Origin of the sequence: Sphingomonas sp. LHG3443-2 (assembly GCF_049896405.1) — a bacterium.
Lineage (GTDB): Bacteria > Pseudomonadota > Alphaproteobacteria > Sphingomonadales > Sphingomonadaceae > Sphingomicrobium.
This window is the reverse complement of sequence record NZ_JAFCUG010000001.1, coordinates 431,948-450,712: the sequence shown is the minus strand read 5'-3', so window position 1 is coordinate 450,712 and position 18,765 is coordinate 431,948. Positions and strand designations below refer to the sequence as shown.

The following is an 18,765-nucleotide window of genomic DNA, read 5'->3' as shown; positions in this document are numbered from 1 at the left end:
GGTGTAGCACGGGTGGGGGTGGATGGCTAATTGGCGGCGCTATGCTGAACCCGGGGATGCTGGTCAGCGGCGGACCGGCTCGCAGGCGAGGCCGTCATTGTCGCCGTCCATCCACGGCCGATACCCTGGCTGGCCGCGCCGCAAGGGGGCGAGGCCGCGTTGGCGGACTTCATTGCAGCCGGAATAGGTCACGCTGGCTTCGGCAGGTGTTAGCGCCCGGTAGTTGCCCTGAAGGTTATTCTGCCTTGGCGCGCGGTAGGACTGCGCGGCGTGTGCGATCGTCGCCAGCGAGGGCAACAATACGAGGGCGGTGATGACGAGGTTGCGCATGGGCGCGAGGGTAGGCGATCGAGGGTTGAGAAAGAGTTGCCACTGCCTTCGCCGGTCTTGCGCTCGTCCTGAGCCATCACGCTAGTAGCGGCTAACGTCGCCCCCGGAGCGCCTCCACCACCTGAGGGCGCAATGTCCACTCGAAATGTTGATCTTCCTCCCGCCGTTCCATGCTGCGGTGCAGGCTGGCCGAGTCGACGTCATCGTTGAGGCGTCCGGCCGAGTCGGCCAGAGCGGTCGTCCAGATGGTAGTGCCATCGTCCCGTGTTCGCGGGTTGAAGCTAAGATCGACTGCAACGGCCTGACCGAGCAGCCCATATTGAAGATTGGCCGCACTCCAATTCGCATAGCCGGCCGCAGCAGCGAGTTCAGTCGCTGTGAGGCAGTGGTCGGGGGCGTCGAGATGCGCTTTCAACATCGCTTCGTGTCCCGGCGACATCTTCACGCGAGCGAATGCTTCTGCATATTCCAAGGCAGACGGGCAGCCATCCTTGCCTCTTCCCTCTGTGATGGTGGCGTCGCGGGCGTCGAGTTTTGCCTTCATAGCGGCCAAGGCGTCGTCGGCATCGTCAGCTACCTCACGCTCGCCTACTTCCCGGCCGTCGAGATCGGCCCGGCATTGCCAGAGGTGGCTTCGTGGCCAGGTTTTCAGGATGTACTTGCGGTAGGCTTGTTCCTGCATGGCTATTCTCCGCTCGGCCGATCCGAGTAGAAGACAAGGCGGACCCCTAATCAAGTCCGGGGTAACAAAGGGGGCGAGTGACGCGGACCTGGACTGTGCAGCAGTTGGACGAGCTTGGCCGGGTGCGGCTCAGCGCCACGTTCTTCATGCGCGACATGCTGCATAGCGAGGTCGCCTCGGCGCACCGGCTGAGCAACGCGCCGGACGATCCCGAGCTAGCGGTCGCGGCGGGGACTCGGCTGTGCGAGGAGCTGCTGGAGCCATTGCAGGGAAGGTGGGGGCGGCTGGCGATCCGCTCGGCCTATCGCAGCCGCGAGGTCAACGCGCTCGGCAATGCGATGCAGAAGGCGGGCAAACCCGGCTAAAATTGCGCGTCGAACGAGAAGAATGCGGCGCACCATATCTGGGACATGCGGGACAAGGACGGCTGCATGGGCGCGACCGCCTGCGTGGTGATTCCGGCCTTCTGGGACGCGCATCAGGAGCCCGGCGACTGGCAGATCCTAGCGCGCTGGATCGACGACAACCTGCCTTATTCGAGCCTGTTCTTCTTTCCGACGCTATGGGCGGTGAACATCAACTGGCACGAACGGCGAGTGCGGCGGGTGCATAGTTATGCGCAGCCTAGAGGGCGGTGGACGCGCGTAGATGAATATGCACTAGTCAAGACAAGGCTCGTGCCTATCCTCTGACAACCTCAACTTCGAACTCCTCTTCGTACGTCTTTCGAACTCTCAAGCGCCTAATCGAACGCACGCCATTCGCGCTAACGCGCGCCTCAAGTAGCGCGTTCTCAGCAAGCTCAAGGTGGTCTAGGTCGAAGGTGCTCGTGCAGACCCAATCATCAAGATCATCACTATTGACCTTCTTCAGCTTCTTTTTCGAGGAAAATATTTGCTGACGATCGCCGTCATTCTCCACTGTGATATCTAGCTGCGCTTCAAACTCGCTGATGCTGCTCGGCACATAGAAGAGGGAAACATACGTCAAGTCCCCAGACATCGGAAACTCATCAACCATCACTACCGAAGACAACACCCCTAAGAACATAGGCTTGCCGCCAATTTCTTGGCGTGCGTCCTCGCAGAAAAAAGCGCAAATCTCTAACTGCGACATTTAGACAATGCCTCGTGGAGTTCATCAAACGTGACTTCGAGAGCAGTTTTGAGTGCAACTAAGTTATCATAGCTTGGCCTGTCGCGTCCTGCTTCCCAACACGAGAGTCGCGGCTGGGTGGTGCAAACTAGCTCTGAGAGCTCCCCCTGAGTGAAGCCCTTGAGCTGCCGTAAATCACCCAAATCAGCGTATCCGCGCTTCGTAACGCGCTCTCTTGCCATCTCAATGCGGGCCTGCCGTACTGCGCTAACTGTAGCCGGATCACTAAGTCTTTGAGACAGCAAAGAGGAAAGCGTTGAGAAACCTTCGGGAGGTGCGACGTTATAAGTTTGACGCATGTGAAAGGCATGCGCCGGACGTGGCCGCCTTCTTGCGGCATACTTGCCTGAGTTATCGGCCCCAGAGCCCAAAGCCCAATTTATCATAACTTTCTTTCAGACGTGCCACAAATTGCGGGTCGTTCTCATAGTCTTGATCCCGACGCATTAGCCCGAGAACCGCTACAGTACGTGAGCGACGATCTCCGGCGGTGATCAAACGCCAAGCTCCGACATCCACTAATTTCAGTCGGAAAACATTCAATCCCTCATCCTGCAGATGCCAAAATGGCGAGATGTCCTGGACCTCATGATCTGAATACCGCTCGTCGATCAACCGTTCGCAAAGGCCGGAATTCCCATCAAGCTCTTGCAGAAATACAAGGATCCTTGGGTAGGCATACGAGTCTTCAGTCTGGCAACGATCAAGATCGTCGCCAAGCTCATCAACGCTCAGAAGGGTAAATCTACGGTCTACTTGGCTCATTTATATCGATCACGGTATAAAGGTCAATCCGTTCTCGAAGCCTACTCCGCCGCCACCCCAGCCGTGTCGAACAACCCGCCCTCAGCTTCCGCCGCCGGCGCGTCGTTGGCGACCTTGGCCTTCTGCCGGCGGTCGAAATTGTCCCACACCTCGTTCCAATTCCCCTTGGTCGCGGCCTTGGAATATTCGGTCGCGCGCTGCTCGAAGAAGTTGGCGTGCTCGACGCCGTTCAGCAGCGGGGCGAGCCAGGGGAGGGGGTGCTCGTCGATCATGTAGATCGGCTGGAAGCCGAGTTGCCCCAGGCGCCAGTCGGCGATGTAGCGGATGTACTTCTTGATCGACTTGGGCGTCATGCCCTCGACCGGGCCCTGCTCGAACGCTAGGTCGATGAAGGCGTCCTCGAGGCGGACGGTCTTCTGGCACTGGTCGATGATCGAATCCTTGACGTCCGCGGTCAGGCAGTCGCGCTCCTTCACGAAGGCGTGGAACAGCTTGATGATGCCCTCGCAGTGGAGGCTTTCGTCGCGGACCGACCAGCTGACGATCTGGCCCATGCCCTTCATCTTGTTGAAGCGCGGGAAGTTCATCAGCATCGCGAAGGAGGCGAACAGCTGCAGGCCTTCGGTAAAGGCGCCGAACATGGCCAGCGTCTTGGCGATGTCGGCGTCGGTGTCGACCCCGAAGGTGTTCAGATAGTCGTGCTTGTCCTTCATCTCCTTGTACTGGAGGAAGGCGCTATATTCGCTTTCGGGCATGCCGATCGTGTCGAGCAGGTGCGAGTAAGCGGCGATGTGCACCGTTTCCATGTTGCTGAACGCGGTCAGCATCATCTTGATCTCGGTCGGCTTGAACACCGAGCCGTACTTGTCGTGGTAGCAGTCCTGCACCTCGACGTCGGCCTGGGTGAAGAAGCGGAAGATCTGGGTCAGGAGGTTGCGCTCGTGGGGCGTGAGTTTCTGCGCCCAGTCGCGGCAGTCTTCGCCCAGCGGCACTTCTTCCGGCATCCAGTGGATCTGCTGCTGGCGCTTCCAGAATTCGAAGGCCCAGGGATATTCGAAGGGCTTGTAGGCCTTGTTGGCTTGAAGAAGGGGCATCGATTTACCTCCCGGGTGATCAGAGACGAAGATGGGTGGGCGAGGGCCGGGTCACCAGAAGAACCTGCCGCCGCGCTTGGCCGAGCCAGCGCGTCCGCGGAACATCTGGATATACAGCCAAAGCCCTGAAAAAGCGAAGAAAATGAGTGCGGCGCCGGACAGCATGGCAAGTGCGGTGCCGAGCGAGCCGAACTCTTCGCCCGAGTGAAGGTGGTGCATGAACCCGACCCATGCGCGGGCGCTGTCGGGCGCCGGCTTGGGGCGGCAGGTCATGGTTTCGGGGCAGGTGAAGCCGGCGGGCGCGGCGGCAACCGGGGCGGGCTGTCCGTCGGCGACGATGGCGGCAAGGTGGCTCATCAGGCCAGTGACCGCGATGAACATGATGAGGAGGCCGAACAGGACGCTCAACCAGCGGTGCCACTTACGCATGCGAGGGGCTCCGCGAGAAACGAAACGGTTGTGCATCGAAACCTCTGACCGGACGTTCAGCGGTCAACCAACCCCCAGGAGCAGGAGTAGCAGCATGACCGACACCAGCCAGATCCGCGAGCATATGGAAGTGATCGGCGCCGATGGCGTCCATGTCGGCACGGTCGACAAGGTGGAAGGCGACCGGATCAAGCTGACCAAGAAGGACAGCGGCGCCGAGATCGAGGGTGCCGAGGGCGCGCATGCCGGGCATCACCATTTCATCTCGACCGGCCTCGTCGCCGAAGTCGAAGGCGACAAGGTCCGGCTGTCGGCAACGGCCGCCAACGCGCAGACCTTTGTCGAGGAATAAGCGCGCCGTGCCCTCGTCCGAGTGACGCGGGCGCAGGGTCGATGACGCGGGGGCGGCTGGGCTGGAAAGGCTCATGCCGCCCCCGTCTCGTTGGCGAATTCAGGATAGGGCTCGGTCGTCGCATAGGCGATGGCAAAGCCGCCGAGCACCAGCCCGAAGGCGAGCAGCATCATGCCGGCAATCAGCTGCGCGGTGGACTTGCGCGATTCCCCGACCCGCCCCCGCAGCGCGGCGATCAAGGTGAGGAGGCCCATCAGCGCGCTGAGGCCGCCGAGTATGAGGAAAAAGATGTTCATGGCCGCCCCAACGCCCGTGACGCGGCGATCGTCACGGTAGCCTCCGGTTGCGGCTGCGCAGCAGGAGATAGGCGCCGGCGAGCAGGGCAATGAGGATCACGATCTTCAGCATGGGGAAAACCTCCTCCTTGCGTCCTGGCGGATCGGCGCCGCCGTTTCGCTTGCCTCCCGCGGTGCAGGAGGCAAGCGGCTACGGCCTTATTGGCAGGCCAGGCACTCGTCATAGTCGGTGCTGGCGGCGAGCTCGTACTTGGGTGCTTCGGCGGTGTTGTCGGCTTCGACCCCGCCCGCAAAGCCCGCGCGCTGCACCGACTTGGAGCGAAGATAGTAGAGCGACTTGATGCCGAGTTCCCAGGCGCGGAAGTGGAGCATCATCAGGTCCCACTTGTCGACGTCGGCCGGGATGAACAGGTTCAGCGAGGTCGCCTGGTCGATGTAGGGCGTGCGATCGGCCGCAAGCTCGATCAGCCAGCGCTGGTCGATCTCGAAGCTGGTCTTGTAGGTCGCCTTTTCGTCGTCCGTCAGGAAGTCGAGATGGGCGACGCTGCCGCCCTGTTCGAGGATCGAATTCCACACCGCGTCCGAGTTCTTGGACTTCTCGATCAGCAGCTTTTCCAGATACGGATTGCGGATCGAGAAGGAGCCCGACAGCGTCTTGTGGGTGTAGACGTTGGCTGGGATCGGCTCGATGCAGGCCGAGGTGCCGCCGCAGATGATCGAGATCGACGCGGTCGGAGCGATCGCCATCTTGCAGCTGAAGCGCTCCATCACGCCCATGTCGGCGGCGTCGGGACAGGGCCCACGCTCGGTCGCGAGGTGAAGCGAGGCTTCGTCGACCTGCGCCTTGATGTGCTTGAAGATCTTGAGGTTCCAGCTCTTCGCCATCGCCCCTTCGAACGGCAGGCCGCGGGCCTGGAGGAAGGAGTGGAAGCCCATTACGCCGAGGCCGACCGAACGCTCGCGCTCGGCGCTATACTTGGCCCGCGCCATCTCGTCGGGCGCACGGTCGATATAGTCGGTCAGGACATTGTCGAGGAAGCGCATGACGTCCTCGATGAACTGCTTGTCGCCGTTCCACTCGTCCCAGGTTTCGAGGTTGAGCGAGGACAGGCAGCAGACCGCGGTGCGGTCCATGCCGAGGTGGTCGCGGCCGGTCGGAAGGGTGATTTCCGAGCACAGGTTCGACGTCGACACCTTGAGCCCGAGGTCGCGGTGGTGCTTCGGCATCGACCGGTTCACCTGGTCGATGAAGATGATGTAGGGCTCGCCCGTCGCGAGGCGGGTCTCCACCAGCTTCTGGAACAGCGAGCGCGCATCGACGGTGCCGCGCGGCGAGCCGTCCTTGGGGCTGCGCAGGGTGAATTCGCCGCCTTCACGGACGCATTCCATGAACTCGTCGGTGATCAGCACGCCGTGGTGGAGGTTCAGCGCCTTGCGGTTGAAGTCGCCCGAGGGTTTGCGGATTTCGAGGAATTCCTCGATTTCGGGGTGCGACACGTCGAGATAGCAGGCAGCCGAGCCGCGGCGCAGCGAGCCCTGGCTGATCGCGAGGGTCAGCGAGTCCATCACCCGAACGAAGGGAATGATGCCGCTGGTCTTGCCGTTGAGGCCGACCGGTTCGCCGATCCCGCGCACCGCGCCCCAATAGGTGCCGATGCCGCCGCCCTTGGAGGCGAGCCAGACGTTCTCGTTCCAGGTGTCGACGATGCCGTTCAGGCTGTCGGACACGCTGTTCAGATAGCAGCTGATCGGCAGACCGCGGCCGGTGCCGCCGTTGGACAGCACGGGCGTCGCCGGCATGAACCACAGCTTGGAGATGTAGTCGTAGACGCGCTGCGCATGATCGGCATCGTCGGCGTAAGCGGCGGCGACGCGGGCGAACAGGTCCTGGTAGTTCTCGCCGGGCAGGAGATAGCGGTCGTTCAGCGTGTCCTTGCCGAATTCGGTCAGGAGCGCGTCGCGCGAGGTGTCGGTGACGACATCGAAGCGCCGGGCGTCGACCGTCTTGCTGTCCTTCTTCGCCGAAACCGGCGCAGTGGTGGTGTCGGTGCTGCCGACCTCGCTGCTGCTCGAGAAGTCCATGCCGTCTTCCTCCTGGCGGCCAAGCGGGCCGCGCTGTGTTCCTGTTTCGTTCACGGCTGCCGGATACGCCTGCCAGCCGCGATTCGCTAGGCCCTGGAGCCGGTTTCGAGCCTTGTCCCCGTTATCCACAGAGACAGCTCTCCCTTCACCAGGAATATAGTTATCCCCAGCGCCAACCACAATCTTGTGCGTTGATTCCCCAAGTCCGCTACAACATCTTGTGTCTTGAGCCGGGGTCAGGCGCAAGCGGGAAAATGCGAGACGAGTTTATTTTGCGGTGGATAATGTGGCGGTGAAGCCGCAGCGAGCGAGGCGCAGCGAGGGGCGTTAGCGGTTCTGCTCAGGGAGCAAGAAAAACCGATCCCCGCCGGGTACCTCGGCCCTCGCCTTTCGGCCGTATCAAGGGCTGCCGGGTTGAAAAGGGCGGATTGCCGCCGTATCTGGCCCTCGCGGACCGGGCCCCTCTGGCGCCCCCTGCGTTGCCTATCCGGCAGCAGGAGCGTGATGTCGGACCGCATCGGAGATTTCCGATCGCTTGCAGGCCCGGCGCGACCTTTCTTGTATCCCGCGGCCTGTTTCGCCTTCGAGGACCTCCGATCGGCTTTGCGATGTCGTTCAGAGGAGTGTCGAACCATGGCTGACGTGAAAAGGAGGCGGGTGACATCGCGGCGCCACCATGCTGCGCCCGCCTTGTCATCAGCCTGCAATATCGATGTCACATTGGCGCTGACGAGGGCGCCGGGCGGGCGACCCGTTTTCTTGGGGTTTGTGGACCATGATCACCCGTTTGCTTGGGGCGGCGATTGCCGTCAGCCTGTCGAGCCCGGCGCTGGCCGAGGCGAATTACCTCGAGGGCTGGTTCGAGGGCACGATCTCCAAGGAATTCGAGGGCGGCACCTTTGTGCAAATCCAGACCCAGCAGCGGGCGCGGGGCAGCAGCAATCCGACCGGCGACAACCAGACCTATCGCTTGTGGCTGGGGCAGGAGTTCGGTTCGCTCAAGGCCAGCGTCGGCCTGCACCGCAGCAAGGAAGGCGATACCAAGGAAACGCGGCTGATCCAGCAGGCGAGCTACGATGTCGGCTCCTTCGGGCTGAAGGGCCGTACGCGGGTCGAGCAGCGCTTTATCGACGACGCGGACAAGACCGGTTGGCGGGTTCGCCAGCGGATCGGCTATGCGCTGCCGCTGTCGAACGAAAAGGACGGGTGGAAGCTCGCCGGCTCGGCCGAAGGCTTTCTGACGCTGCGCTCGACCAGCCGCGGCGGGGATACCGGGATCACTGGCCTTCGCACCTTCGTCGGCTTCGAACGGACCCTCGGCCAAGTCGATCTGGGCATCGGCTACACGCGCCAGCAGAGCATCCGCAAGAACGCGCCCGACCGGGTCGGACACGCACCGACGCTCAACCTCACCCTCAACCTCTGAGCCGCGGCGTCGCGGCTGCCGCCCTTAGGAGCCGCTTCTGATGGAATTCCTGTTCACCGACTGGCTCGGAACCCCCGTGTGGTTCTGGCTGGCCTTTGTCGGCATCGTCGCCGGCCTGACCGCCTTCGACCTTGGCTTCCTCAACAAGGAGGACAAGGAAATGGGCATCGGCGAGAGCCTCAAGCTCTCGGCCTTTTACATTTCGATCGCGCTTGCGTTCGGTGTCTGGGTCTATTTCCAGAAGACCGCGGACCTGGGCGCCGCGGCCGGGATCGAACTGACGATCGCTTATTACACCGCCTTCTTCATCGAAAAGGCGTTGTCGATCGACAACGTCTTCGTGATCAGCCTGATCTTCACCTACTTCGCGATTCCCCCGAAGTATCAATATCGCGCGCTGCTGTGGGGCATCATGGCGGTGATCGTGCTGCGCGGCATCATGATCGGGCTGGGTGCCGCGGTGGTGCAGCAATATGAGTGGGTGCTCTACATCTTCGCGGCGTTTCTGGTGTTTACCGGGATCAAGATGCTGTTTGCCGGCGACAAGCCGATGGACATCGAGCACAATCCCGCCGTCCGCTTCATCTCGCGCCACATGCGGGTGACCAAGGACCTGCACGACCAGCATTTCTTCGTGCGGATCGCCGACAGCAAGACCGGCAAGCTGGTGTGGGCGGCAACCCCCTTGTTCCTGGCGCTGGTGGTCATCAACCTTGCCGACCTGGTGTTCGCGGTCGACAGTGTGCCGGCGGTGTTCGCGATCACCACCGATACGTTCATCGTCTACACCTCGAACATCATGGCCATCCTGGGCCTGCGCGCGCTGTATTTCGCGCTGGCGGCGATGGTGCACCGTTTTCACTATCTCAAATATGCGCTGGCGCTGGTGCTGGTGTTCATCGGCTCCAAGATCTTCGTCGCCGACTTCCTGATGGGCGGCGACAAGTTCCCGCCGCTGGTCAGCCTCGGCGTCACCGCGGCGCTGATCGCGGGCGGCGTCCTCTACTCGCTCTACAAGACCAAGGGCGCAGAGGAGCCGCAATGGCCGGCGGACGAGGGTGCGGATGGTGCCCGGCGCCATCTCGACGATCTCACCGACGGCAAGGCGCTTTAGGCGACGAAAAAAGGCCGCTGTTCCCGGCTGGGAGCAGCGGCCTTTTGATTGCGGTGAAGGTGACCGTTACGCCTTCGTCGAAGCGCCTCCGGCCGGCGCCGCGGTGCATTGATCGGAGACCTTACGGGCGACCACGTCCTGGACCATCTTGTAGTCGCCCGGACCCGAGAAACTGCTGTTGGCGGTGACGGTGCCGGTGAAGCCTTCGCCGTCATACTTGCCGTCGAGAACGGCATTGACCTTGCCTTGTCCCGAGCGATTGCAGGCGAGGGTCAGGTTCATCCGGCCCGAGCGGACATAGGGATCGGTCAGCGTGCACTGGTCGCCCTTGGCGGCTAGCAGTTCGGGGGCCGGAAGCCCGTCGGCGCCGACGCAGCCCTGTGTCTTGACGACCTCACCTCCCTTGGTGAAGGTCGGCAGCGGGGTCTTGTCGGTCGACACCAGACTCTTTGTGGTCGCGGTCACTTCATAGGTGCCGGCCGGCAGCGTCGCGGGCGCGGCCTTGGGTGCTTCCTTGGGCGCTTCCTGGCCGCACGCGGCGAGCAGCATGGTGCCGAACAGGACGAGTGAACGCATCGGTGATCTCCCCCAACAGGTATGAACCGCCAGCTTAGCTGCGCCGGTTCGGGACGCAACCGCCACCGGAACCGGAGGGCAGGCGCCGGAGTCTGGCATTGGTCATCATTTTCGGTATGGCTCCGCAACTTAATGGAGAAGTAGACGCGTAGTGAGCACTGAGATTCGGCAAACCGAGGCTGATCCAACGGCCGCCACCGACGTCGAGGGTGATGGGCAGAGCCGCGGTCGACCAGCCGAAGGCAAGCTCGATAGCCCCAACGGCGACGAGACCTTCGGCAACAGCGCGGGCATGAACCATTGGCGCGAAAGCGTCATCAGCCATCCTGGCCTGAACGAACGCGGCAACGTCTTCTTTGCTGCGATCGAGATGACGCGGATGCCGATGATCCTGACGGATCCCAATCAGAACGACAATCCGATTGTGTTCGCCAACAAGGCGTTCCTCGACCTTACGGGGTACGAGGAAGGCGAGGTGATCGGCCGCAACTGCCGGTTTCTGCAGGGCGCCAACACCGACCGCGAGGCAGTCGCGGCGTTGCGCGAGACGGTCAACACGGGCGGCTCGATTGCGCTCGAGATCCTCAACTACAAACGCGACGGCACCCCGTTCTGGAACGCGGTCTTCATTGGCCCGGTGTTCGACCAGGAAGGCAAGCTTGCCTATCAGTTCGCCAGCCAGCTCGACGTCACCCGCCGCCGCAATTCGGAGCAGAGCTTCCGCCAGGCGCAGAAGATGGAGTCGATCGGCCAGCTGACGGCTGGCCTTGCGCATGATTTCAACAATCTCCTGCAGGTGGTGAACGGCAATCTCGAGCTGCTGGGTTCCTGCGTCGATGGTGACCGAGCCAAGCGATATATCGACAATGCCCGGTCGGCCGCCGATCGCGGTGCCAAGCTGACGCGGCAGCTGCTGGCGTTCGCGCGCAAGACCCGGCTGACGCCCAAGCCGACCGACCTCAGCCAGTTGGTCGGCAATTTCGTCGACGTGATCGAAAGCTCGCTTGGGTCTCAGGTGCAGCTGCAGCTCAACCTGCGCCGCCGCTTGCCGCGGGTGATGGTAGATGGTGAGCAGCTGGAAATGGCGCTCTTGAACGTCCTGATGAATGCGCGTGACGCGATGCCGGGCGGCGGGCTCGTCACCTTGTCGACGAGCCAGGTTCATCTCAACGGCGACAGCGCCGCGCGCCAGTTGCCCGCGGGCGATTATGTCGCGCTGGAGGTCAAGGACGAGGGCGAAGGCATGACGCCCGAGGTGATCGAGCGCGCGACCGAGCCGTTCTTCACCACCAAGACGCAGGGCAAGGGCACGGGCCTTGGGCTCGCCATGGCATCGGGCTTCGTGCAGCAATCGCGCGGCCGGCTCGAGATCGAGAGTGAACCAGGCAAGGGCGCGACCATGCGCTTCCTGTTCCCGGTGACACGCGAAGAAGAAGACGAGCAGGGCGAGCGTCCGCTGATGCATCAGGTGCCGCTGGCCGAAAGCCGCGCGGACCAGTCCGAGCATCTGCTGGTGGTCGAGGACAGCGCCGAAGTACTGGAGCTCGCGGTCGAGATCCTTGGCGCGGCGGGCTACCGGGTCACCACCGCCGAGAGCGGCGAGATCGCGCTGCGCATCTTTGAAAAGATGCCGCCAGGGACATTCGACCTGCTGTTCACCGACCTTGTCATGCCGGGCGGGATCAACGGGCTGATGCTGGCCGACAAGGTGCGCGAGATCGATTCCGAAATCGGCATCCTGCTGACCACCGGTTACAATGAGGAACTGGTGATCGCGGGCCCCGACCGGCCGCACAAGGATGTGCTGGGCAAGCCGTATCGCCGGTCCGAGCTGCTCGACCGGGTGCGCCAGTCGCTCAACAACCGCGCGCAGCAGGGCGATGCGCGTCGGCGCATGTCGGATTACGGCGCGGCCGAAGCCTAGGCGCTTTTTCGCCGCCGGGTCGGGGCATGGAAGTCGGCGGGCTTGCCGGCGATCCACGCGAGAAAGCGGGCAAGCTCCGGATTGGCCGCGAGAGCAGCCGGGTCGTCACCGGCTTTCTCCAGCTCCTTGTTGGTGAAGGTGGCGTGCAAGGCGCGGTGGCAGATCGGGTGTACCGGCCGTGTTTCCCGGCCGCCGCGCGACTTGGGCACCGGGTGATGCTGCTCGACACGGCGGCCGAGCGGGCGGCCGCACAGCCAGCAGGTGGGTTCGTCGATCACGGTCGCTGCAACACACAAGCCGGAGCGATGGATGCGTGATCCGCTGCTCAGTGCCGCGCGGGCCAGCGGACGGCGCACAGGCCGATCCGTTCCACTCCACGGTCTTGCCACCGGTCGGTGACGCTCGGCTCACAGCTGGCGAGCAGGCCTGCGGGAGTGGCGGGCTCTGACAAGAGGTGCGTCGCGGTGAAACCTTTGCGCGCCCACACCAGCGTGTGCCAGCGGATCAGCGGCGCATAGCCGCGTTCCTCGCGGCGGCCGAAGCCCGGATCGATCACCGTCACTTCGGTCACGCCGCGGCTCGCGAGCGAGGCGAAGAGATCGCCGTAGGACGCCTGCGCTCCTGATTGCCGGGCCGGGAACATCTCAAAGCGCCACCACATCGCCCGCGCCGTCAGTTGCGTGCCAAGCAGGCAGAGCGCGCAGCCGAGGGCCAGGGGGACGAGACGCTGGCCGTTCGACCACGGCCCGGTGACGAAGGTGCGAGCCAGGCGCTTCAGCGCGATCGCCACCAGCATGGCCAGCCACGGGAACAGCGGCAGGGCATATTGCATCGCGCGAGTCGCGGCGGCGCTGTAGATGGCGAGCGCACCGATCACGACGCTGCTGGCGTAGAGCGCCAGGGTCCGCTCCCGTACCCCAAGCTTCCTCAGTCCGAGCGGGACCAGGAGCAGCAATGGCCCGGCGAAGAACCATCCGGTGACGAGATGCTGGAGGTAGTAGGTTGGCGGGGTTGCTTCGACGTCGGTGAGTTCGCCGAAGCGGCCGGTCATGTCGTTCTGGACGATCGCCGACAGGTAGCCGGGGCCAAGCCATTCCCGCGCCGCGTAGAAGGCGAGCAGGGGCCCGAGCGCGGCGACGAACGCCAGCGCGTAGCGCGGCCAGCAGGCGAGCACCGGGCGGAGGCGGCCGGCCACCAGGATGAAGAGCAGGGTTCCGGTGACGGGAATGAAGGCGGCGACGCTTTTCGACAGCGCGCCGAGCGCGATCAGGCTGCCGGCGGCGAGCAGCAGCGACCAGGGCGGCCGCCGCTTCAGCAGGGCGAGATAGAGAAGCTGCAGGCCGCCGGTGACGAACAGCAGCAGCACGGCGTCGAAGTCTCCGGTTCGCGCGCCATGTTCGCCGAAGAAACCGGGGCTGAGGAGCAGCAGGATGGCGCTGCCCAGCGCGACTCCTTTGGAGCCCGTGACCTTGCGCACGAACCACAAGGTCAGGGCGAGCGTCCCCATCGCTGCCAGCGACGAGGGGAGCCTTAGCGCCCATTCGTTGAGGCCGAACAGGCGCAGGCTGCCGCTCATCAGCCAGATGACGAGGGGCGGTTTGGTGTTCCACAGATCGGGGCGGAAGTCGTAAGTGGTGACGAGGCTGAACCCGCTCAGTGCCATGTCCAGCGCATTGTTGGCGTTGCGCGATTCGTCTTTCAGCGCGAGCGGGGCGGCAAGCCCGTCACCGAAGAGGAACAAGGCGGCGAGGCACAGGAACAGGGCCGACCAGGCTCGCCAGCTTATGGCGGCTGGCCAGGCGGCTTGGCGGTCATGCAACGCGTGGGTGGAGGACAACTGCAGCACGATTAAGTGGTGGTAGCGACATTCTGTTGCGAAAGTCTCACCGCCCCACGGGCGGTCAGGCGCAGGCGTCGCCGCCGCATTCCCAGGATTTGCGGACCAGGGTTTCGAGCACGCCCAAGTCCACGTCGGCAAGCTTGGTCACGTACAGGCAGGCCTTGCTCGTCTTGTGCTTGCCGAGCCGCGCAAGGTCGACGTCGTAGCCGTCGTAGTGGCTGAGATAGAGGACCAGATTGGCCTTGCGCGGGCTGAACGCGATGCGCGGCATGTCGCCTTCGCGGCCACCGTCGGTGCGGTAATGAGTGGTGCCAAAGCCGATGATCGACGGCCCCCACATGTACGCCGGTTCGCCCGAGATGCGTTCGAACAGCGCGCGTAGGGCGTGACCGTCTGCGCGGCGGGTGGGGTGATCCAGCGCGTCGAGCCAGGCGGTGACGTCGGCGCCGGTGGGCTTGGTCTTGTTCTCGGCCATGTCAGCGGGCCGCGGCGGAGACGCGCCAGGTGCCGGGCGTTGCCGGGTCGGACGGCCGGGCCGCACGCGCTTGCCTGACGCCGCTAGGCCGCAGGGCGGGCAATGCGAGCGCGGTCAGCAGGTAGCCGAGGATGCAGCTCGCGCTGTAGCCGACCAGCGGCGTCGGGTAGTTGTGGAGGAACGCGCTCAGCACAAGGGTGGCCCACAGCGCGGTGAAGCAGACGGCTTCGGCTGCCATTCCGCGGCGCCACAGGACGAAGGCAGGCACGAACAGCAGCAAGGTGCCGGTCCAGACGGCGAGGGCGGCAAGCGGCTGATCGGCGAAGGAGGTCCACAGGATCAGGTCGACGTGCGCGACCGCCGGGAGGTTGTCCGGTCGGACGATCGTCACGGCGAGCGCAAGCAGCGGAACCGCGCTGGTCGCCCAAGCGGCCGGCGTTCGGCGGAAGGCGGCGTCGATCAGGGTCACGGCGACCAGGGCGGCCGCCAGCGAGCGATCGGGCTGCAGCGCCATTGCCAGCGCTGCAAGGGCGACCGCGACGCTGCTCCAGCGGTCGGGTTTTGCGACGTGAGCGAGGAGCAGCGTGGGAAGCAGGATCAGGCTTGGCTGAAGCGAGAGGCCGCCGACCACTACCCAGCGCGTCGCGCCTTCCGCTGCCGATCCGAACAAGGCGGTAGCGACCAAGGCGGCGGCCGAGCCAAGCAGCAGCAATGGCCGCACCGCCGGCACCGGAAGCAGCCGGACGATGGCGAGCAGTGCGATGCCGGCGCCGAGCGCCACGAGGTTGATGAGCAGCAGCCGCGGCGGGGCGCCCGTCAGGAACAGAAACAAGAGCCCGCACAGCACGGCCGCGGTGCCTGCGAGTGGAACGCTGTTTGCGGCAAGCCAGCTCGTGCGCATCAAAGCGAATCTCCCCTGACGGCTCAGCTTCGCACCGGATCGCGCCGCCGACAATCGGGTTCCGCTCGATTGCGAGGAGACAGCTCAGCCCCCATATGTTCTCCCATGGAAATCCAGATCCGCACGACCCTCGCCGAGCCCGAAACCGGCGCCGAGTTCGTGCCTCACCGGCCGGCCCGACCCGACAAGGCGGAAGGCGGGCGGCCGTTCATGCTGAAGAGCGAATACGAGCCCGCCGGCGATCAGCCGACCGCGATCCGCGAGCTGGTCGAAGGGATCAAGGAAGGCGAGGAAAAAAGCCAGGTGCTGCTTGGCGTCACCGGCTCGGGCAAGACCTTCACCATGGCGCAGATCATCCAGCAGACGCAGCGCCCGGCACTGATCCTGGCGCCGAACAAGATCCTCGCGGCGCAGCTCTATGGCGAGTTCAAGAGCTTCTTTCCCGACAATGCGGTCGAGTATTTCGTCAGCTATTACGACTATTACCAGCCCGAAGCCTATGTGCCGCGTACCGACACCTACGTCGAAAAGGAGTCGAGCGTAAACGAGGCGATTGACCGGATGCGGCACAGCGCCACCCGGTCGCTGCTGGAGCGCGACGACGTGATCATCGTTGCGTCGGTGTCGTGTCTTTACGGTATCGGCTCGGTCGAGACCTATTCGGCGATGACGTTCAGTCTCAAGAAAGGCGAGCTGGTCGATCAGCGCGAGACGATCCGCAAGCTGGTCGCGCTGCAATACAAGCGCAACGACGCCGCCTTCGCGCGCGGCAATTTCCGGGTGCGCGGCGACAGTCTGGAAGTGTTTCCCTCGCACTATGAGGATAGTGCGTGGCGCATTTCCTTCTTCGGTGACGAAATCGAGGACATCGTCGAGTTCGATCCGCTCACCGGCAAGAAGGTCGGCAGCCTGCCGTCGATCAAGGTCTACGCCAACAGCCACTATGTGACGCCCGGGCCGACGATGAAGCAGGCGGCGGGCGCGATCCGGCACGAGCTGGAGGAGCGGCTGAAGGAGCTGAATGCGGAAGGCCGCTATCTCGAGGCGCAGCGCCTGGAGCAACGGACCAACTTCGACCTCGAAATGATCGCGGCGACCGGCAGCTGCGCGGGGATCGAGAATTACTCGCGCTTCCTGACCGGGCGCCTGCCGGGCGAACCGCCGCCGACCTTGTTCGAATATCTGCCCGACAACGCGCTGTTGTTCGTCGACGAAAGCCACCAGACGGTGCCGCAGATCGGCGCGATGGCACGGGGCGACCACCGGCGGAAGATCACGCTGGCCGAATATGGCTTCCGCCTGCCGAGCTGCATCGACAACCGGCCGCTGCGCTTCAACGAATGGGACGCGATGCGCCCGCAGTCGGTGTTCGTGTCGGCGACGCCAGGGCCGTGGGAAATGACCGAGACCGGCGGCGTCTTCTCCGAGCAGGTGATCCGCCCCACCGGCCTGATCGACCCGCCGGTGGAGATCAAGCCGGTCGAGGATCAGGTCGACGATCTGGTCAACGAGGCCCGCAAGACCGCCAAGAACGGCTATCGCACGTTGGTCACCACGCTGACCAAGCGGATGGCAGAGGACCTCACCGAATATCTGCACGAAGCGGGGCTCAAGGTCCGCTACATGCACTCGGACGTCGAGACGCTGGAGCGTATCGAGCTGATCCGCGATCTGCGGCTGGGCGTGTATGACGTGCTGGTCGGCATCAACCTGCTGCGCGAAGGCCTCGACATTCCCGAATGCGGGCTGGTCGCGATCCTCGATGCGGACAAAGAAGGGTTTCTGCGGTCGGAGACCAGCCTGATCCAGACCATCGGCCGCGCGGCGCGCAACGTCGACGGCCGGGTGATCCTTTATGCCGACAGCGTGACCGGTTCGATGGAGCGCGCGCTCAACGAAACCAATCGGCGGCGCGAGCGGCAGGAGGCCTACAACCGCGAGCATGGCATCACGCCCGAGACGATCAAGCGCCAGATCAGCGACATCATCGCCCATGTCTCGACCCGCGACGGGGTAGTGGTCGACACCGGTGATCCAGACACGCCGCATCTCGTCGGCCATAATCTTCGCGCTTACATCAGCGATCTCGAAGAGCGGATGCGCAAGGCCGCGGCCGACCTCGAGTTCGAGGAAGCCGCGCGGCTGCGCGACGAAATCCGCAAGCTGGAAGAGGACGAACTCGGCATTCCCGACCACCAACGCGCGGCGCCCCGCGTCGGCCATTCGACCGAGGGCAAGCCCGGCACCCGCAAGACGCGGTTCGGCAAGCAGCAGCAGATGCGCATGAACAAGCGCGCGAGGCGGTGAGCCGGAGGCGCCTGCTGTGGCTCGGCGCCGGCTTCGCCCTCGTCGTGACCATAGCGGTCATCGTCCTTGCCGGTCTTTATGACAATCTGGCGCTTCTCGTCTTGGGGCAAGTGCCGCTGATCTTTCTGCCGACCTTTCTTCCGTTCCGGGTGCTGGCCGCGCGGAACGCGGTGTCCACGCTCGCCGTCGCCGTCATCGCCGCACCGCTGGTGATGGGCTGGGGCTATGTCATCTATGTCGAACGCCAGCCTTATGCCGGCGGCGGAGCGAGCATGGCGGTGCTGCTGGGCTGGGCGGCCTGCCTTGTGTCGACCTTGCTGGCGATGCTGGTTACGCTGCTTCTGACGAACCGGCGCTAGGCGGCGATCCGCGTCAGCTTGACGAGCGGTAGCGCGGCGCCGCCGAGGCCGGCCCACAGTTCGCCTCCGCGGCTGACCACTTCCTGTACCTTGCCGATGCTGGTGAGGGTTGAGGCAAGCTCGCTACCGTCGGTCGTTTTCGCAATCAGCTTGAGACTGTAGGCGCCTTCCGGAGCGCGTACGCCCGAGGCGAGCAGGCCATCCCACTGGAGGGTGCCGCTGCCGTCCACCGGCACCTTGGGCGTCGCCACCACCTTGCCGCTGCTGTCAAGGATCTCGGCCTCGACGGTGCTTGGCTTGCCGGCGAAGGTCCAGCGCCATTCCGCAGGGGTCGTGGCCGAAAGACCGGCGATCGAGCTGTCGAATTCGGCGGTCTTGCCGATCAGTTGGCCGGCGCTGGTGAGGTCATCGCCGGACATCTTGTCGAGCATGTTGCGCAGCACGCCGGTCTGCTGGATCGACTGTTCGACCTGCGAATATTGGACCAGCTGCTGGGTGTATTGGGCCGTGTCCATCGGATCGAGCGGATCCTGGTTCTGCATCTGCGTGGTGAGCAGCTTCAGGAACAGGTCGAAGTCGCCGCCCGCCTTGCCGAACAGCCCGGTGGGCGGGGTGGCAGCGGTGCTGGCTTCGGTCGGTTTGGAGATGGCGGTCATGC

General features: G+C 64.0%; 23 protein-coding genes. 8 read left to right on the top strand and 15 right to left on the bottom strand.

The window, feature by feature from the left end:
• Positions 1 to 63: 63 nt before the first annotated feature.
• Together ACP69Z_RS02215 and ACP69Z_RS02210 are read right to left on the bottom strand one after the other, a co-directional pair.
• Positions 64 to 330, bottom strand: a complete 267-nt coding sequence (locus ACP69Z_RS02215; protein ID WP_426265919.1) for an excalibur calcium-binding domain-containing protein — start codon at positions 328 to 330, stop codon at positions 64 to 66.
• Positions 331 to 421: 91 nt separating this feature from the next.
• Positions 422 to 1,012, bottom strand: coding sequence for a hypothetical protein (locus ACP69Z_RS02210; RefSeq protein ID WP_426265918.1), 591 nt, complete (start codon positions 1,010 to 1,012; stop codon positions 422 to 424).
• Between the two features lie 77 nt (positions 1,013 to 1,089).
• Between ACP69Z_RS02210 and ACP69Z_RS02205 the strand changes: the two genes are divergently transcribed.
• Both ACP69Z_RS02205 and ACP69Z_RS02200 read left to right on the top strand, forming a co-directional pair.
• Positions 1,090 to 1,377, top strand: coding sequence for a hypothetical protein (locus ACP69Z_RS02205; protein WP_426265917.1), 288 nt, complete (start codon positions 1,090 to 1,092; stop codon positions 1,375 to 1,377).
• 45 nt (positions 1,378 to 1,422) lie between these two features.
• Complete coding sequence (locus ACP69Z_RS02200; RefSeq protein ID WP_426265916.1) at positions 1,423 to 1,704, top strand: hypothetical protein; 282 nt, start codon at positions 1,423 to 1,425, stop codon at positions 1,702 to 1,704.
• Here ACP69Z_RS02200 and ACP69Z_RS02195 read toward each other — a convergent pair.
• From ACP69Z_RS02195 to ACP69Z_RS02175, 5 genes are all read right to left on the bottom strand, one after another.
• Entirely contained in the window at positions 1,694 to 2,128 is a 435-nt protein-coding gene (locus ACP69Z_RS02195; protein ID WP_426265915.1) for a hypothetical protein, read from the bottom strand. The genes ACP69Z_RS02200 and ACP69Z_RS02195 overlap by 11 nt on opposite strands.
• On the bottom strand, positions 2,116 to 2,349 hold the full coding sequence (locus tag ACP69Z_RS02190) for a helix-turn-helix domain-containing protein (protein WP_426268029.1): 234 nt from the start codon (positions 2,347 to 2,349) through the stop codon (positions 2,116 to 2,118). The genes ACP69Z_RS02195 and ACP69Z_RS02190 overlap by 13 nt, the downstream gene beginning before the upstream one ends.
• Positions 2,350 to 2,518: 169 nt before the next feature.
• Entirely contained in the window at positions 2,519 to 2,932 is a 414-nt protein-coding gene (locus tag ACP69Z_RS02185; protein WP_426265914.1) for a hypothetical protein, read from the bottom strand.
• Positions 2,933 to 2,973: 41 nt separating this feature from the next.
• On the bottom strand, positions 2,974 to 4,026 hold the full coding sequence (locus ACP69Z_RS02180; RefSeq protein ID WP_426265913.1) for a ribonucleotide-diphosphate reductase subunit beta: 1,053 nt from the start codon (positions 4,024 to 4,026) through the stop codon (positions 2,974 to 2,976).
• A 51-nt stretch (positions 4,027 to 4,077) separates the two neighbouring features.
• Entirely contained in the window at positions 4,078 to 4,455 is a 378-nt protein-coding gene (locus ACP69Z_RS02175) for a PepSY domain-containing protein (RefSeq protein WP_426265912.1), read from the bottom strand.
• A 94-nt stretch (positions 4,456 to 4,549) separates the two neighbouring features.
• Between ACP69Z_RS02175 and ACP69Z_RS02170 the strand changes: the two genes are divergently transcribed.
• The gene (locus ACP69Z_RS02170) at positions 4,550 to 4,807 is read left to right on the top strand and encodes a DUF2171 domain-containing protein (RefSeq protein WP_426265911.1); all 258 of its coding nucleotides are present in this window, start codon (positions 4,550 to 4,552) and stop codon (positions 4,805 to 4,807) included.
• Between the two features lie 71 nt (positions 4,808 to 4,878).
• Here the strand turns inward: ACP69Z_RS02170 and ACP69Z_RS02165 are convergent, their stop codons facing one another.
• The gene (locus ACP69Z_RS02165; RefSeq protein WP_426265910.1) at positions 4,879 to 5,103 is read right to left on the bottom strand and encodes a hypothetical protein; all 225 of its coding nucleotides are present in this window, start codon (positions 5,101 to 5,103) and stop codon (positions 4,879 to 4,881) included.
• 198 nt (positions 5,104 to 5,301) lie between these two features.
• The gene (locus ACP69Z_RS02160; protein ID WP_426268028.1) at positions 5,302 to 7,185 is read right to left on the bottom strand and encodes a ribonucleoside-diphosphate reductase subunit alpha; all 1,884 of its coding nucleotides are present in this window, start codon (positions 7,183 to 7,185) and stop codon (positions 5,302 to 5,304) included.
• 775 nt (positions 7,186 to 7,960) lie between these two features.
• On the opposite strand from ACP69Z_RS02160, the gene ACP69Z_RS02155 reads away from it, so the two are divergent.
• Both ACP69Z_RS02155 and ACP69Z_RS02150 read left to right on the top strand, forming a co-directional pair.
• A complete protein-coding gene (locus ACP69Z_RS02155) occupies positions 7,961 to 8,611 on the top strand; it encodes a DUF2490 domain-containing protein (RefSeq protein ID WP_426265909.1) in 651 nt (216 codons plus the stop codon).
• Between the two features lie 40 nt (positions 8,612 to 8,651).
• A complete protein-coding gene (locus ACP69Z_RS02150; protein WP_426265908.1) occupies positions 8,652 to 9,725 on the top strand; it encodes a TerC family protein in 1,074 nt (357 codons plus the stop codon).
• 66 nt (positions 9,726 to 9,791) lie between these two features.
• Here the strand turns inward: ACP69Z_RS02150 and ACP69Z_RS02145 are convergent, their stop codons facing one another.
• Entirely contained in the window at positions 9,792 to 10,301 is a 510-nt protein-coding gene (locus tag ACP69Z_RS02145; protein ID WP_426265907.1) for a DUF3617 domain-containing protein, read from the bottom strand.
• A 151-nt stretch (positions 10,302 to 10,452) separates the two neighbouring features.
• On the opposite strand from ACP69Z_RS02145, the gene ACP69Z_RS02140 reads away from it, so the two are divergent.
• Positions 10,453 to 12,225, top strand: a complete 1,773-nt coding sequence (locus ACP69Z_RS02140; RefSeq protein ID WP_426265906.1) for an ATP-binding protein — start codon at positions 10,453 to 10,455, stop codon at positions 12,223 to 12,225.
• Here ACP69Z_RS02140 and ACP69Z_RS02135 read toward each other — a convergent pair.
• Genes ACP69Z_RS02135 through ACP69Z_RS02120 form a run of 4 tightly spaced genes read right to left on the bottom strand, consistent with a single transcriptional unit; the run spans position 12,222 to position 15,441 of the window.
• Positions 12,222 to 12,503 carry an HNH endonuclease gene (locus ACP69Z_RS02135; RefSeq protein WP_426265905.1) on the bottom strand — a complete coding sequence of 94 codons (282 nt, stop codon included), beginning with the start codon at positions 12,501 to 12,503 and terminating at the stop codon, positions 12,222 to 12,224. The genes ACP69Z_RS02140 and ACP69Z_RS02135 overlap by 4 nt on opposite strands.
• 47 nt (positions 12,504 to 12,550) lie before the next feature.
• Positions 12,551 to 14,071: an ArnT family glycosyltransferase gene (locus tag ACP69Z_RS02130; RefSeq protein ID WP_426265904.1), complete on the bottom strand. Its 1,521-nt coding sequence runs from the start codon at positions 14,069 to 14,071 to the stop codon at positions 12,551 to 12,553.
• A 55-nt stretch (positions 14,072 to 14,126) separates the two neighbouring features.
• On the bottom strand, positions 14,127 to 14,540 hold the full coding sequence (locus tag ACP69Z_RS02125; protein ID WP_426265903.1) for a DUF1801 domain-containing protein: 414 nt from the start codon (positions 14,538 to 14,540) through the stop codon (positions 14,127 to 14,129).
• Between the two features lies 1 nt (position 14,541).
• Positions 14,542 to 15,441, bottom strand: a complete 900-nt coding sequence (locus ACP69Z_RS02120) for a hypothetical protein (protein WP_426265902.1) — start codon at positions 15,439 to 15,441, stop codon at positions 14,542 to 14,544.
• Positions 15,442 to 15,546: 105 nt separating this feature from the next.
• Between ACP69Z_RS02120 and uvrB the strand changes: the two genes are divergently transcribed.
• A complete protein-coding gene (gene uvrB / locus ACP69Z_RS02115; protein WP_426265901.1) occupies positions 15,547 to 17,748 on the top strand; it encodes an excinuclease ABC subunit UvrB in 2,202 nt (733 codons plus the stop codon).
• Positions 17,745 to 18,107, top strand: coding sequence for a hypothetical protein (locus ACP69Z_RS02110; protein ID WP_426265900.1), 363 nt, complete (start codon positions 17,745 to 17,747; stop codon positions 18,105 to 18,107). The genes uvrB and ACP69Z_RS02110 overlap by 4 nt, the downstream gene beginning before the upstream one ends.
• Here the strand turns inward: ACP69Z_RS02110 and ACP69Z_RS02105 are convergent.
• Positions 18,104 to 18,763 carry a flagellar hook assembly protein FlgD gene (locus ACP69Z_RS02105; protein ID WP_426265899.1) on the bottom strand — a complete coding sequence of 220 codons (660 nt, stop codon included), beginning with the start codon at positions 18,761 to 18,763 and terminating at the stop codon, positions 18,104 to 18,106. The genes ACP69Z_RS02110 and ACP69Z_RS02105 overlap by 4 nt on opposite strands.
• Positions 18,764 to 18,765 lie beyond the last annotated feature (2 nt).

What these genes read in the sequence shown, in the direction of transcription:
- ACP69Z_RS02120 (WP_426265902.1), bottom strand. Translation starts at nt 15,441, where the DNA reads ATGCGCACGAGCTGGCTTGCCGCAAACAGCGTTCCACTCGCAGGCACC.
- ACP69Z_RS02155 (WP_426265909.1), top strand. Translation starts at nt 7,961, where the DNA reads ATGATCACCCGTTTGCTTGGGGCGGCGATTGCCGTCAGCCTGTCGAGC.
- ACP69Z_RS02190 (WP_426268029.1), bottom strand. Translation starts at nt 2,349, where the DNA reads ATGGCAAGAGAGCGCGTTACGAAGCGCGGATACGCTGATTTGGGTGAT.
- ACP69Z_RS02195 (WP_426265915.1), bottom strand. Translation starts at nt 2,128, where the DNA reads ATGTCGCAGTTAGAGATTTGCGCTTTTTTCTGCGAGGACGCACGCCAA.
- ACP69Z_RS02145 (WP_426265907.1), bottom strand. Translation starts at nt 10,301, where the DNA reads ATGCGTTCACTCGTCCTGTTCGGCACCATGCTGCTCGCCGCGTGCGGC.
- ACP69Z_RS02175 (WP_426265912.1), bottom strand. Translation starts at nt 4,455, where the DNA reads ATGCGTAAGTGGCACCGCTGGTTGAGCGTCCTGTTCGGCCTCCTCATC.
- ACP69Z_RS02210 (WP_426265918.1), bottom strand. Translation starts at nt 1,012, where the DNA reads ATGCAGGAACAAGCCTACCGCAAGTACATCCTGAAAACCTGGCCACGA.
- ACP69Z_RS02215 (WP_426265919.1), bottom strand. Translation starts at nt 330, where the DNA reads ATGCGCAACCTCGTCATCACCGCCCTCGTATTGTTGCCCTCGCTGGCG.
- ACP69Z_RS02160 (WP_426268028.1), bottom strand. Translation starts at nt 7,185, where the DNA reads ATGGACTTCTCGAGCAGCAGCGAGGTCGGCAGCACCGACACCACCACT.
- ACP69Z_RS02170 (WP_426265911.1), top strand. Translation starts at nt 4,550, where the DNA reads ATGACCGACACCAGCCAGATCCGCGAGCATATGGAAGTGATCGGCGCC.
- uvrB (WP_426265901.1), top strand. Translation starts at nt 15,547, where the DNA reads ATGGAAATCCAGATCCGCACGACCCTCGCCGAGCCCGAAACCGGCGCC.
- ACP69Z_RS02185 (WP_426265914.1), bottom strand. Translation starts at nt 2,932, where the DNA reads ATGAGCCAAGTAGACCGTAGATTTACCCTTCTGAGCGTTGATGAGCTT.
- ACP69Z_RS02105 (WP_426265899.1), bottom strand. Translation starts at nt 18,763, where the DNA reads ATGACCGCCATCTCCAAACCGACCGAAGCCAGCACCGCTGCCACCCCG.
- ACP69Z_RS02150 (WP_426265908.1), top strand. Translation starts at nt 8,652, where the DNA reads ATGGAATTCCTGTTCACCGACTGGCTCGGAACCCCCGTGTGGTTCTGG.
- ACP69Z_RS02165 (WP_426265910.1), bottom strand. Translation starts at nt 5,103, where the DNA reads ATGAACATCTTTTTCCTCATACTCGGCGGCCTCAGCGCGCTGATGGGC.
- ACP69Z_RS02180 (WP_426265913.1), bottom strand. Translation starts at nt 4,026, where the DNA reads ATGCCCCTTCTTCAAGCCAACAAGGCCTACAAGCCCTTCGAATATCCC.
- ACP69Z_RS02125 (WP_426265903.1), bottom strand. Translation starts at nt 14,540, where the DNA reads ATGGCCGAGAACAAGACCAAGCCCACCGGCGCCGACGTCACCGCCTGG.
- ACP69Z_RS02200 (WP_426265916.1), top strand. Translation starts at nt 1,423, where the DNA reads ATGCGGGACAAGGACGGCTGCATGGGCGCGACCGCCTGCGTGGTGATT.